This is a genomic window from Paenibacillus xanthanilyticus (assembly GCF_042682185.1).
GTDB classification, from domain to species: domain Bacteria; phylum Bacillota; class Bacilli; order Paenibacillales; family Paenibacillaceae; genus Paenibacillus_Z; species Paenibacillus_Z xanthanilyticus.
On sequence record NZ_JBHUHA010000001.1, the window covers coordinates 300,540 to 313,859 of the forward strand.

The 13,320-nt window shown below is 57.6% G+C and carries 12 protein-coding genes; 10 read left to right on the forward strand and 2 right to left on the reverse strand.

Going from position 1 to position 13,320, the window contains the following annotated elements; genetic code table 11:
* Nucleotides 1-99 precede the first annotated feature (99 nt).
* Both ACFSKT_RS01210 and ACFSKT_RS01215 read right to left on the reverse strand, forming a co-directional pair.
* Nucleotides 100-1,494 (reverse strand): aminotransferase-like domain-containing protein, encoded by a 1,395-nt coding sequence (locus ACFSKT_RS01210; RefSeq protein WP_377719978.1) that lies wholly within the window; start codon nucleotides 1,492-1,494, stop codon nucleotides 100-102.
* A gap of 84 nt (nucleotides 1,495-1,578) precedes the next feature.
* A complete protein-coding gene (locus ACFSKT_RS01215) occupies nucleotides 1,579-1,917 on the reverse strand; it encodes a putative quinol monooxygenase (RefSeq protein WP_377719979.1) in 339 nt (112 codons plus the stop codon).
* Nucleotides 1,918-2,257: 340 nt separating this feature from the next.
* Here ACFSKT_RS01215 and ACFSKT_RS01220 point away from each other — a divergent pair, with 340 nt between their 5' ends.
* The 10 genes from ACFSKT_RS01220 (at nucleotide 2,258) to ACFSKT_RS01265 (ending at nucleotide 13,121) form a co-directional block, all read left to right on the forward strand.
* On the forward strand, nucleotides 2,258-2,869 hold the full coding sequence (locus tag ACFSKT_RS01220; RefSeq protein ID WP_377719980.1) for a DNA-3-methyladenine glycosylase I: 612 nt from the start codon (nucleotides 2,258-2,260) through the stop codon (nucleotides 2,867-2,869).
* Nucleotides 2,870-3,180: 311 nt separating this feature from the next.
* Nucleotides 3,181-4,545, forward strand: coding sequence for an ABC transporter substrate-binding protein (locus ACFSKT_RS01225; RefSeq protein ID WP_377719981.1), 1,365 nt, complete (start codon nucleotides 3,181-3,183; stop codon nucleotides 4,543-4,545).
* Nucleotides 4,546-4,640: 95 nt separating this feature from the next.
* A complete protein-coding gene (locus tag ACFSKT_RS01230) occupies nucleotides 4,641-5,591 on the forward strand; it encodes a carbohydrate ABC transporter permease (protein ID WP_377719982.1) in 951 nt (316 codons plus the stop codon).
* A gap of 8 nt (nucleotides 5,592-5,599) precedes the next feature.
* The gene (locus tag ACFSKT_RS01235) at nucleotides 5,600-6,460 is read left to right on the forward strand and encodes a carbohydrate ABC transporter permease (protein WP_377719983.1); all 861 of its coding nucleotides are present in this window, start codon (nucleotides 5,600-5,602) and stop codon (nucleotides 6,458-6,460) included.
* An 84-nt stretch (nucleotides 6,461-6,544) separates the two neighbouring features.
* Complete coding sequence (locus ACFSKT_RS01240; RefSeq protein ID WP_377719984.1) at nucleotides 6,545-8,287, forward strand: histidine kinase; 1,743 nt, start codon at nucleotides 6,545-6,547, stop codon at nucleotides 8,285-8,287.
* Complete coding sequence (locus tag ACFSKT_RS01245) at nucleotides 8,284-9,669, forward strand: ABC transporter substrate-binding protein (protein WP_377719985.1); 1,386 nt, start codon at nucleotides 8,284-8,286, stop codon at nucleotides 9,667-9,669. The genes ACFSKT_RS01240 and ACFSKT_RS01245 overlap by 4 nt, the downstream gene beginning before the upstream one ends.
* Entirely contained in the window at nucleotides 9,666-11,294 is a 1,629-nt protein-coding gene (locus tag ACFSKT_RS01250; RefSeq protein WP_377719986.1) for a response regulator, read from the forward strand. Before ACFSKT_RS01245 ends, ACFSKT_RS01250 begins: the two co-directional genes overlap by 4 nt.
* A 97-nt stretch (nucleotides 11,295-11,391) precedes the next feature.
* Nucleotides 11,392-11,676 carry a hypothetical protein gene (locus ACFSKT_RS01255; RefSeq protein WP_377719987.1) on the forward strand — a complete coding sequence of 95 codons (285 nt, stop codon included), beginning with the start codon at nucleotides 11,392-11,394 and terminating at the stop codon, nucleotides 11,674-11,676.
* Between the two features lie 172 nt (nucleotides 11,677-11,848).
* Entirely contained in the window at nucleotides 11,849-12,415 is a 567-nt protein-coding gene (locus ACFSKT_RS01260; RefSeq protein WP_377719988.1) for a PadR family transcriptional regulator, read from the forward strand.
* Nucleotides 12,402-13,121: a CPBP family glutamic-type intramembrane protease gene (locus ACFSKT_RS01265; protein ID WP_377719989.1), complete on the forward strand. Its 720-nt coding sequence runs from the start codon at nucleotides 12,402-12,404 to the stop codon at nucleotides 13,119-13,121. The genes ACFSKT_RS01260 and ACFSKT_RS01265 overlap by 14 nt, the downstream gene beginning before the upstream one ends.
* Nucleotides 13,122-13,320: the final 199 nt, after the last annotated feature.

The following is a 13,320-nucleotide window of genomic DNA, read 5'->3' on the forward strand; positions in this document are numbered from 1 at the left end:
GCGGGATTTTATTGGACCCTTACGACAAGCTTATCGCTTAGTGGTCAGCAATATTTACAAGGTTTTGTTCGCTGGCCCGCGGACAAAGCCTTGTTCGGTTTATGCGTACAAACTCTTCTGCAAGAGGGATAAGCCTCGCTCCAGCTCCTCCATGGAATTCGCGGACGCCAGCGCCACGCGCAGGAACTTGTCCTGCACGCCGGCCCCGCTGAGGAACCGTTCGGAATGATAGACGCGGATCCCATGCTCTCTCATGGCCTCCTCGACCCGCGCGGCGGGTTCGCGGCTTGCGATCGGCAGCCAGCGGTAGAAGCTTAGCGGGTGGCCGATGCCGGAGGCATGCGGGAAGTACGCGGCATATAGCTCGTTCGCGCGCCTGGCAAGCTGTTTTTTGTGCTCCGCGATTGCGCTTGCTTGGCCCGACAGAATCAGCTCGGCGACGATCTCCGCGTCCAGCGACGAGGTTTTGACATTAACATTATAGATGGCGGTTTCGATCCGCTCCTTGTAGATGTCGCTATAGACCATATAGGCCACCCGAAGCCCGGAACAGATGGATTTGGACGTGCTGCAAATATAAATCGTTCGGTCGGGCAGCAGGCGATACATCGGCTGCCGGTAATCGTCCATCATGCCGGCGGTCAAGAACGCATGCATGTCGTCTTCGATTAAAATCAGCTGATGCTTGCGAATGACGGCGGCTAATTGCTGCTTGCGCGCGAAGGGCATCATGACCGTCGTGGGATTGGAGCAGGAGGGCATGAGGAAGATTCCGTGAATATCCAACAGACGGCACTGTTGATCAAGCTCCTCCGGCAGCATGCCGTTCGCGTCGCCCGGAATCGGGACAAGCTGGATGCGGAACATTTTCGAAATTTCGATAAAGTTCGTGAAGGTGAAGGCGTCGACGGCAATCCGGTTGCCCGGCTCGAACAGCGCCATTAAGGTAATCGTCAATGCGTTAAGCGCGCCCGACGCGATGGCGACCTGTTCCGTCCCGGCTTGAATCCCAAATGCGCTCATCCAGCTCAAACCCGCCATTTTGTGATGCGGCAGTCCAGTCGGATGATTGTAATTCAGCAAGCTCTCCAAGTCGCACTTCTCCGTGACGTTTCGGACAGCCTGCGCAACGAGGCGGTTGCTCTGTTCGAAGGAGGCGACGAACCCGAGGTCGATGCAATCCAGATCGACGCTGTCTTTGGATATCGTAACCGAGCGCGCGGCATTCGGCGCGACGAAGGTGCCGCTGCCGGTTATGGCGTAGATAAGCCCCTTCGTTTCGCAAATTTTGTAGGCGCGCGTAATCGTCGTGAAGTTCACGTCCAGAAAATCGGCCAATTCCCGCTGGGGCGGCAGCTTGGTGCCGGGGGGAAGCAGCCCGCCGGCGATATCCTGCTCGAGCCGCATGGCGAGGGATTGGTACAACGGACGCGTTAATTCGTTCTTGTCGGGTCTCCACGACATCGGGTAATTCTCGAAGGAGTTAATGGGCATATGTGACCTCGCATGGAAATAATCCATACAATTATACAACGAATTGTATGGATTCGCACCTTACGGGGCTGAGCGGGCGACGCGTTAGCGGGTTACGGTTGAAGGGGCCGATTTGGATTCGTTCAGGCCTTTGCCGCCGAGAGGACGCAATTTGGAGCCTTCGACGCGTTCGATCAACGGCATGGCGTGGGCGATCGCTGCCCTCGTCTCGGGTTGGGCGAGCGATTCCGCATGCGCCTGCGCATCGCTCCAAATTTCGGTCACCCAGATCGTATCCGCTTCCCCTTCGGCTCGGTGAACGATATACGCTTCGCAGGCGGGAATGGCTTCCACCGAAGCGCTGGCCTCCAGCAGGATGCCGGCCAGTTTCTCGCCTTCCCCAGTTTTGGCCGTGAATTTCGCTACCATCGAGAACTTTTGCATGCCAATTCCTCCTTAGGTTCATTTCGCTATAGCGTAACAAAGACCGTCTGTGCTGTCTTGTAAAAGCGCGACAAGAGCTGATTGGTTTGCGTTCACGGTCGAGAGACCGAGAATGCAGCATTCAGCCCAAGCGGATTGGTTTGCGTGCCCAATCCAAAGATTGGGCATGCAGCATTCCGCGAACAAAAGCGGATTGGTTTGCGTTCACGGTCGAGAGACCGAGCATGCAGCATTCAGCCAATGATTGTTTTGACAAAAGGGGAACGTATGTGCTAATCTGCAGCGAGGATACCGGTGACCGAAGCCGGCATTGTTAGTCTACAGTTGAGGAGATTCCAAGATGAGCGACATTGTAGCGGGTCCGGATGGACAATCGCGCTGCCGTTGGTGCGACGGCGGACCGGAGATGCTCGATTACCACGATTCCGAATGGGGATTCCCCGTTCAGGATGATGTCCGGTTGTTCGAGAAATTGTGTCTGGAGGGGTTCCAATCCGGCTTAAGCTGGCGGACCATTCTCTTGAAGCGGGAGCATTTTCGAGAGGCGTTCGATCAATTCGATTTCAACCGAATCGCGGCGTATACGGATCACGACGTCGAGCGGCTTCTGGCGAACAAAGGCATCATCCGGCATCGGGGCAAAATCGAGGCGGTGCTGAACAACGCGCGGCTGGCGCGGGACATCGTCGAACGGGAAGGCTCGCTTGCGGCCTTTATTTGGCGTTTCGAGCCTGACCGGGATCAGCTTGCGCCGCCTCGGGCCGCGACGACCTCCGATGAATCGATCGCCCTGTCCAAGGCGCTCAAGAAGCAGGGCTGGAAATTCGTCGGACCGACCACGATGTATGCCTTCATGCAGTCGATGGGACTAATTAACGATCATGCGGAAGAATGCGTAATTAGAGGCAAGGTCGAGCAGGCAAGAGCGACGTTCAGACGCCCCGGGCGTTAAGCGGGGATCTCGGCGAGCGAGACGGGTCTTTACGAACGCGAAGGTTCACTAGACCGGTCTTTTTGTTGTTCGACGACAAGGATAGGCCGAACACAACCCATAACCTGTTTATCGACACGCCCCCACGAGGCGTGTTTTTTTATCTCCGCGCTCCGGTTTCCCGCCTCGCATTTCGTTGCGCGCCGTTCCACGGTGCCCGCCGGAACAATTTCAACCTCAAATCGGAAGAATGCCTCCTCATCAAATCATTGGCGATGTTTTACAGTTAGTCGTGTAAGGCTTACCACATGTTGAGAGGGGTCAAAGGTACGATGAATGCAAGCAAAAAATGGGCCATGTCGCTCATGAGCGCGGCGCTCGTCATCTCATTGGCGGCATGCAGCGGAGGCAACGAGAACGGCGGCGCGAACGGTAACGGGGGCAACGGCAACGAGGCGAGCGGCGGCAACGCGCAAGGGGCAAACGAAGGCGAAGGCGGCTCGTCACCCGGCAAAGTGGAGCTGTCGTTCTGGACGCTCGGCAATACCGGCTACGACGATTTGGTCAAAGTATGGAACGCCGAGCATCCCGACATTCAGGTCAAGGTACAGAACACCGGCGACCAGACGGCGCACCATAACAATCTGACGACGGCGCTGTCGGCCGGATCGGGCGCGCCGGATATTTTCCAGCTGGAGATCGGCTTCATGGAGCGGTTCATCAACGCCCAGGACAAATTTCACAACCTGAACGATCTGGGCGCCAAGGAGCTGCAGGCCAACTACCTGGAGTGGAAATGGAAGCAGGGCGCCTCCTCGGACGGCAGCTTCGTCATCGGCCTGCCGACGGACATCGGGCCGACGGTGGTCTACTATCGGACGGATCTCGCCGAGCAGGCGGGATTGCCGACCGATCCGGCCGAATTCAGCGCGGCGATCGACACGTGGGATAAATTCGCGCAGGTCGCCAAACAGTTCAAGGAGAAGACGGGCAAGCCGTTCGTGGACGGCACGGACCTGATCTACAACGCGCTGCGCGACCAGTCGGACGGCGAAATTTATTTCAGCAAGGCCGACAAGTCGCTGATCGCGGAGACGAATCCGCAGATCAAGAAGGCGTATGATTTCACCGTTAAAGGCATCCAGGAAGGCTGGGTCGGCAACTGGGCGCTCTGGTCGCCGGAATGGGGCCAAGCGACGAACAACGGCGACTTCCTCATTCTGCCGGGACCGGCGTGGATGGCGGGCAACATCAAGAGCAACGGACCCGACTCCGCGGGCAAATGGCGGATCGCCCAGCTGCCGGAAGGCTCGGGCAACTGGGGCGGCTCGTTCCTCGCGCTGCCGAAGGAAGGCAAGCATCCGAAGGAAGCATTCGAATTCATCTCGTGGCTGGACAGCCAAGAGCGCCAGCTGGAGACGTTCAAGACGAAAGGGCTGATGCCGTCGATCCCGGTGCTGTATGAGGATCCGGCGTTCAAGGATTTCGCCGACGAGTTCTTCGGCGGGCAGAAGACAGCGGTCGAATACGGCAAGGCCGCCGAGCGCGTCAAGCCGATGTTCTACGGTCCGCTGCATGATCAGACGGATTCCTTCATCAAGGCAGGGCTGAAGAACGTGCTGGAGAAGAAAGCGGATCCGGAAGAAGAGTGGAAGAACGCGATCGCGCAGGCGAAGAAGCTCGCCGAGCGCAGCTAACGAATCGAAGCGGGAACCGGGCAAGCAGGGAGGCAGCGACAGCCGCTGTTTCTCTGCCTGCTTGTTTATGGAATGATTTCAATTTGGAGGGTGCCATGGAGAGATCAATCGCAACGTCGACGGCGCGTCCGCTCAAACGATCGTGGATGACGGAGAACAGGCGCAGCCAGCTGACCGCCTACTTGTTTATATCGCCGTTCTTCCTGCTGTTCGCCGTATTCGGCTTATATCCGATCGTGTTTACGATATATTTATCCTTCTTCAAATGGGACGCGCTCGGTCCGATGACGTACGTCGGCATGCAAAATTACAAATGGGTTGTGGAGGATCCGACCTTCTGGATCTCGTTCGGCAACACGCTGCTGATCAGCGCGATGGGAACGGTACCGCAGCTGATGATCGCGCTCGTGCTCGCGGTCATGCTCAATTCGGGGCTGACCCGGATGAAGAAGGGGCTTCGGGTGCTTTATTTTATGCCGAATATTACGTCGATCGTGGCCGTCACGCTCGTCTTCAGCACGTTCTACGGCAATCACGGCATGGGCAATTGGCTGCTGAATACGCTCGGATTCGACGACGTCGCTTGGAATTCCGGCTGGTGGGGCGTCAAGATCGCGATCGCCAGCATGATCATTTGGCGATGGACCGGCTACAACGCCATTATTTATTTGTCCGGCTTGCAAAGCATTCCGACGGACCTCTACGAGGCGGCGCGGATCGACGGCGCGAGCCGCAGCCAGCAGATGGCGTATATTACACTGCCGCTGCTCAAGCCGTTCATCCTGTTCACGGTGCTGCTCTCGACGATCGGCAGCCTGCAGCTGTTCACGGAACCATATGTGTTCCTCGGCCAGTCGGGGACGGGATCTACCCGGCAGGAAGGCATCACGATGGTCATCTATCTGTACAGCGAGGCGTTCCGCAACAGCTTCTTCGGCACGGCGGCGGCAACCGCGGTCATGCTGTTCCTCATTACGATTCTGTTCTCGGTCGTCAACATGTGGGTGTCGAACCGTCTGGGCGGCGACACGGAAGGGAGAGCTTAACAACCATCATGTCAACCAACACCCGTACACGCAATGCGGATAAACCGGGCTTCGCCGCTTCCCTCTTCTATCATCTCGTTCTGGTCGTCGGGGCGCTGTTCTCGGTCTTCCCATTCTATTGGATGTTCGTCATCGCCACCCATGACAAGAGCGGCGCGTTCCACGTGCCGCCGCTGCTGACTCCCAGCGATCAGTTCGTTGCCAATTTCAAGCGGGCGCTCGAGCAGTCGGATTTCTTCCATGCGCTGGGCAATTCGGCGATCGTCTCGGTGTCCGTTACCGCGTCGGTGCTGTTCTTCTGCACGCTGGCCGGCTACGCGTTCGCCAAATATCAGTTCCGGTTCAAGACGCCGCTGTTCTTCTTCGTCATCGGCACGCTGTTCGTCCCGCAGCAGCTGGGCGTCCTGCCGACGTACGTCATCATGGCGAAGCTGCAATGGATCGATACCTACAAGGCGCTCATCGTGCCGGCCATGGTGAACGCGTTCGGCATTTTCTGGATGCGGCAATACATCACCGCGGCCGTGCATACGGAGCTGATCGAGGCAGGGCGGATCGACGGCTGCGGCCACTTCCGCATCTTTTGGAACATCGCGGTGCCGGTCATCACGCCGGCTATGGCGACGCTAGGCATCTTCACCTTCCTGAATACGTGGAACGATTTCTTCTGGCCGCTCGTCGTCCTGAAGAACAGCGAGCACTTCACGATTCAGATCGCGCTGCAGCAGCTGTTCACGGTCCGTGACGGGCTGGACTACGGCATGATCATGTCCGCGACCTTCATGGCGACGCTGCCGCTGCTCATCGTGTTCCTGCTGTTCAGCCGCTGGTTCATCACGGGTCTGACGAGCGGCGCTGTGAAAAGTTAACAAAACATGCCGCAAGCGCAGGAAATAGTCCGCAAGACGGAGAATGTTGTGGGAAAATGACTCGGAAAGCAGGTCGACGCGCCGATGAAACTCAGACGCAAAATTTTACTCGCGATCATTCTGCTGATTTTCATCCCCGTGCTGGCGATGGGCGTCATTTCCTATACGCAGTTCTCCAAGGCGATCGAGACGAAATCGAGCAGCTTCTACGGCATTTCCCTGCTGGAGTCGGACCGCAAGCTGAAATTCGCCTTGAACGAGATCTCGGCGGTATCGGGAGCAGCGATCACCCAGCCCGTCATTCAGCAGGCGCTCAAGCGCAGCGGGCAGACCCCCGGCTACGAACGGCGGCAGGAAATGATCAATTTGCTGATCAATCATCCGATGATCGATTCGTTCAGTTTGTTCACGACCGAAGGCCAGGTAATCGGCTACAACGTCTCGGAATTCGGGGAGCTGCGCGACCAGCCGTGGTTCGACCGGATGAAGGCGGCGGAAGGGAAGCCGATCTGGTCGGGTCCCGGCGAGAACGGATCCAGCTATGGGGGCAAGCCGATACTGATCCACGCCCGGGTCGTGAAGGATTATTATTCGCTCGAGGATATCGGCTACTTGGTCATGGGCGTGAAGCCGGATATTCTGGAGCAGGTGTTCTGGGAAGCAGCCACGCTGAAACAAGGCGATATGCTGCTGGTGAACAAGGAAGGCGCCGTCGTGTACGACCGATCAGGGGAGGCAACGGGCGCGCGGGCCGATTTCCCGTTTCTCGCGGAGGAAGCTTACGAGCCAACCGACAATCATTATATCGACCGTTACGGCAGGGAGAAATCGCTCATTACCTACATGCCGTCCCACAATCCCCAGTGGATGTGGGTCGCGATCACGCCGCTTGCGCTGCTGCGCTCGGAGTCCGAGCCAATCCGCAATACGGCGATTATTTTGGTAGCGTTTTCGCTGCTGTCCGCGCTCATGTTCGACCGGTTCTTCGTGCTGCCGCTCGTCAGCATGATCAACAGCGCGGTGAACGGCATGAAACGCGTCGAGCAGCGGATCTTCAAGCCGATACGGCCGCCGCTTCGGACGACGGACGAATCGGGCCGCCTGATCGAAGGGTTCAACCGGATGAGCGGCCAGATCCAGGAGCTGCTCGTGCAGGTGGAGACCGAGCAGGCCCGCAAGAAGGAAGCGGAGATGCAGGCGCTCATGTCGCAGATCAATCCGCATTTTATTTACAACTCGCTGGAGTCGATCAACTCCATGGCCGTACTGCAGGGCAACAAGGACATTAGCCGGATGGTCGTCTCGCTCGGCAAGCTGCTGCGGATCTCGATCAGCGAAAGCCAGGAGCTGATCCCGCTGGCCATGGAATTCGAGCACGTCCGCCACTATCTGTACATCCAGAAGCTGCGCTTCGAGGATCAATTCGAATTCGAGATCGCGCTGCCGGAGTCGCTGAAGGCGCAGCTCACCCAGAAGCTGATCGTGCAGCCGATCGTGGAGAACGCATTGTATCACGCGATCGAGCCGATGCGCGAGAAAGGGTGGATTCGCATTCATGCCGAGGAAGGACGCGACTGCCTGTATATTTATATCGCGGATAACGGTCCCGGATTCGACCCCAACGTGCTGGAGCAGCCGAATGACGAGGCGGCGGGGATTCGAGCCAAATACAAGGACAAAGGGGTCGGCCTTCGCAATGTGCAGGAGCGGCTCCGAATCCGCTTCGGACGGGCGTTCGGCATCCTGATTTGCACGTCGCCGCACTGTGGGACCACGATCCGGATACGCATACCCAAAGGCGAGTTCCCGAAGGAGGGAGGGGCATGAAATCGTGGCAAGCTTGGAGCTGGATGCTCCTGTATTCGCTTCTGCTGGCCGGCGCGGTGCTCATCGTCGTATCCGCCAAGACGGAGCCGATCGAACAGGCGCCGCAGGAGAAAATCAAGCTCACCTTCCGGCACTTCTGGATCAAAGAGCACGATCGTCCGATTGTGCGCATCTTCGAGGATGCGGTGGCCGCCTATCAGCTGTCCCACCCGGACGTCAAAATCAACTTCGAGGGAATCGACCAGACGATTCACCGGGAGCACAAGCTCAAGAGCGAAATGGTCGCGGGGACGCCGCCCGATATCTTCGTCCTGTTCGGCGGGGCCGAGATCGTGCCGTACATTCGATCGAACCGGCTCATGGATTTGACCGACGTCGCGCGGGAGGCGGGGTGGACGGATCAATTCAAGGATACGAGCCAATTTTCTAGGGATGGGCGTCTGTACGGACTGCCGCTGGAGGGACATGCAGAGCCGCTATTCTATAACAAACGGATCTTCCGGGAGCTGGGACTTGCGGCGCCTTCCTCCGTCAACCAGCTGGACGAGGCGATCGCGCGCCTTGCGCAAGCAGGGTATATCCCATTCGCGCTTGGCAATGCAGACCGCTGGCCGGCCGGCATCTACGCGCATTATTTGATGGATGGCTTCGCCGGCTCGGACCAGATCGAAGCGCTCGCCAAAGGCAGAGAAGGAAGCGCGTTCTCGAATGAAGCCTACATTCGGGCTTTTCGCCTGCTCGAAGACTGGAACCGACGAGGGGCTTTTCCTTCCGCAGCGAACGACATGTCGGGCGAGTCGGCGATCGACTTGTTCACGAGCGGGCGGGCGGCGATGTACGTGAACGGCAGCTGGGATATTACGCTTCTTCAGGACGGACGCGTGCCGGATTCGTTCCAGGACGAAGTGGGGGTACTGCCTTTCCCTTCGATGAAAGAAGGCGGCGAAGGCGATATGGCCGGCGGCTATACGCTTGGCATCGCTCTATCGTCGAACTTGGCCGGCAAGCAGAAGGAAGCGGCCATTGAACTCCTCCGGACGCTATACACGCCAGCCATCCAGAGCCGGCTCGTCTACGAAGGATACCGGATCCCGGCGATGCGCATCCCGGTGGACAACGAGCGTGCGGGGCCGATCTTCGCGCAGGTAATGGAGCTCGTGGAGCGGGACGGCCTTGATTTTTTGGCGTACGATAACGTGCTGGCGCCGGAGGTCAATAGCGCCTTTCTCCAGATCGTGGCGCAGCTGCTGGAAGGAGCGGCTGCTCCCGAAGAGGCGCTTAGGCGGCTGGATACCGCATCCGGAGATTACTGGCGGATCATACGCGGAAGCGCGCGGATGACAACTCCGGCCGAAGAAGCGGAAGAGGAGGCGAAGGAATGAATGCGGAGCAGCGTTATAAAGTCGTGATCGCGGATGACGAGCCGCTTATTCTCCGTAGTCTCAGAGCCGCGATTCCCTGGGATGAGCTGGGGCTTGCCATCGTCGGCGAGGCGCGGAACGGGGAGGAGGCGCTGCTGCTTGCGCGCGAGCATGCGCCCCATCTGGTCATAAGCGATATTCGGATGCCGACGCTCGACGGCATCTCGATGATGAAGCAGGTGAAGGAGGGCAGACTTGAGCTCGAACCGATCTTCATCTTCATCAGCGGTTACGGGGAGTTCGAATATGCAAGGGACGCGCTGCGCCAAGGCGCGTTCGACTATTTGCTCAAGCCGATCGATCACGAGGAGCTGACGGGTATGATCGCCCGGGCCGTGGAGAAGCTGAGCCGCCAGCAGAGTTCGCGCCTGGAGAACGAGCGGCTGCTTCATTCGGTCCAAGCACTGTCGATGCTGGCCCGGGAGCGCATGCTGGCCGAGCTGATCGAAGGGACGCCCAGACCGCTTACCCAGCTGCATTGGCTGGAGAGCAGCGAGCTGGATCAGCCCTATTATATGGTCGTCGTCCAGCTGGATCCCAAGGTGAACGCCTACCGCAGCTGGTCCCCGGGCGAGCGGCAGCTGTGGGCGTTCGCGGTTCGGAACATTATCGAGGAATGGTCGAGCCGTTATGGCGGGCTTGTCGTCTTTCCCTTCCATGACGGGGAATGGGTGTTGTTGTTCCCCGATGCATCCGCGGAAGCAAAGCGGGAGATCGGCGCGGAGCTGACGCAGGTACTGGGCGTCTACGCCAAGCTCAGCTGCCACGTCGGCATCAGCGGCACGGTCTCGGGGCTGGATCGGCTCAGCCGCGCTTACGAAGCGGCGGCCTTGGCGCTGAACCGGAAGTTCTTCGCGGAATCCCGGCGCGTCTTTCTGGAGGAGGAGCTGCCCGGGTCCGGGACGGAGCCGGTTCACTATCCCGAAGAGCTGGAGAGCAAGCTGGCCCAGTGCGCGCAGCTGCTGGACTTGAACGGCTTCTCCGAAGGGCTGGAGGAGCTGCGGGATTATTTCGCGGCCAGCGCGCTAACCAAGGCGCAAGTGGGCGGCGTAATGGCCGGCATGGCCGCCGGGTTGTACCGGCGTGTCGAGCATGTCCCTACGCCAGAAGGCTGTTCGCTGCCCGAGCTCCTCATCCGGCTTCAGGAAGCACAGACGCCGGACGAGTGGATCGGTCAGCTGAAGGAGGCGTTCGCGGAGCTGATGAAGGCGGGGCTCGGCAAGCCGTCCAAGGAAGACGGACAGAGCATGATCGAGCGTGCGATCCGCTATATGGAAGCTCGCTATGCGAACGATTTGGGCATTGAAGAGGTGTCACAAATTGCAGAGCTTAGCACCAGTCAATTTTGCGCGATGTTCAAGAACGTAACCGGTTACACCTTCTTGGAATATTTGACCCATTATCGAATGGAGAAGGCCAAATACATTCTCCGCCATACCGAGGTCAAGGTCTACCAGATCGCGCCGCTCGTCGGGTATCAGGATCCGAAATATTTCACCCAAGTGTTCAAGCGAACGACGGGGCTGACCCCTTCCGAGTATAGAGAGCATGCCAGGACGAACGGGCTGGCAGCCGCGAACGACTGATATGGAATCCCGCTGATCATCTCCCGGATGAAATTACCGCAATCGGCGCAAATTAGTACCGATTCTGAGATTCGTTTCAAGCCGAGGAGGGGAAAGAATGGCATCGTTGACAGAAACCGCGAACGAGACGCTCATCGAGCGAATGAAGCGGTTCTACGAGCAATACCGGACGACGTCGAACGTGGAGGCGAGCTTCGTCAATGCGAAAGAAGCGCTGGCTTTGACGCTTCTGGACGACGTCTCGCGTTACGCCGAGGAAGGGAATTTGGACGCGATTCGCACGGCGACCGCGCAATGGGACGAAATTCGGATGATGATGCAAGGCAGCAACGACGCGCTGAAGGAACGATTGGAGCGCGAGTACAAACAAGCGCAGGGATAGAGTCGAACGGCAGAACTCGTCTTCATCTCCGCTGCTAACAAGGGCGTTGCCTCAATGAGGCGGCGCCTTTTTGTCATGCAGTGGCGCGAAATGGATTGCCGAGTGGAACAAAATGGTTTATGCTGAACATAACATATATCTTAAAGATACATTGTTATGCGGGGAGGCTAGCATGAAAAGGATTAACACCACTCACTTCGCCATCCTAGGCTTGCTGCGGATCAAGCCGATGAGCGCCTATGAGCTTGTCAAGTTCTCGAAAGAGAGCATCGGGTTGTTCTGGAACGAATCCTACGGGCATATTCACAAGAGCCTGCAGCAATTGGAACGGGAAGGGGCGGTCTCGCTCCTCGAGGAGACGACGACCGGTCGCCAGAAGAAGGTATACGGCATCACGACGGAAGGCTGCGGGCAGCTGGATGCTTGGCTGACGCAAGCGCCGGAAGAACCGGTCATGCGAAACGAGCTGCTGATGAAATTATTCGTCTCCGATGACCGGCATCTCCCGAACATGATCGCTTATTTAGAGGAAGAACGGACGGCGGGCAAGCAGATGCTCGACTTACTGGGCGGAATCAAAACGATGGTGACAAGCGTGGATAACCCACAAGCGCGATTGTGGCTGCTGACGCTCGACTACGGAGAACGGTATGTTCGCATGACGATCGAATGGTGCGAGCATGCCTTGGACGTATTAAACGGACCGGACAGGGGGCGGGTTGATCATGACGAATCCTAATCTTCGATGGATTCCGCTGCTCGCCATCACGCTGATCGTGACTGCGCTCGCGCCGACGCTCCTGTGGATGAGGGAAAGCCCGTTATTAGCGCTCGCACTTTTCGAACGCGAATCCTATAATTTAGAGATTAGTTATCAGATTACGGTACTCTTGCTCGTCCTCATTGTGATTGCGATCGTAGCTGTTATGACCGGCAAGGCCGGACTGTCGTACTTGAATCTACGGAACCGGGATGGCCGCATATGCCCCGAGCCGTGGATCGGCCTCAAACCGAGCGCTTCCGATACCTGGAACAACGTAGGGAGGAACATGGCGATCGTCATTACGTCGGTGACCGCCGTCGTGATTTACTTCCAAGTCATCCGCGGAGAAAGCATCCACGTGGATCTATTCCCGGGACTCGCGCTGATCGTCGTATTCGCGCTCATGAACGCATTCTCGGAAGAAATCATTTTCCGTTTCTCCTTCGTGGCCGTGGTCCATCGGTTCGGCTATTCGCCCTACGTGGGGCAAGGATTGGCAGCGGCAACCTTCGGGATCGTGCATTATTTCGGAACGCCGGGCGGGATACCGGGGGTGTTGATGGCCGCTTATATCGGGTGGCTGCTCGCTAAATCCATGTTCGAGACCAAAGGGTTCTTCTGGGCGCTAACGATCCATTTTCTGCAGGACGTCGTGATTTTCTTCGCGTTGTTGATGAAGTAAGAGCTTAGGGAGATGCTCGTATCTAATAAATTCATTGAAAGATGGAATCAATAATGGTAAATAAACCCATAAGCGATAGTCAACCAGAACCTTATTCTTATGAAGAATTGCTTCAAGACCTAGAGATCGGACATGAATTGCACTTCATATATCAAGGAATAGAATATTCCATTACGAGTACTCCGAACGGCTGGTGCTT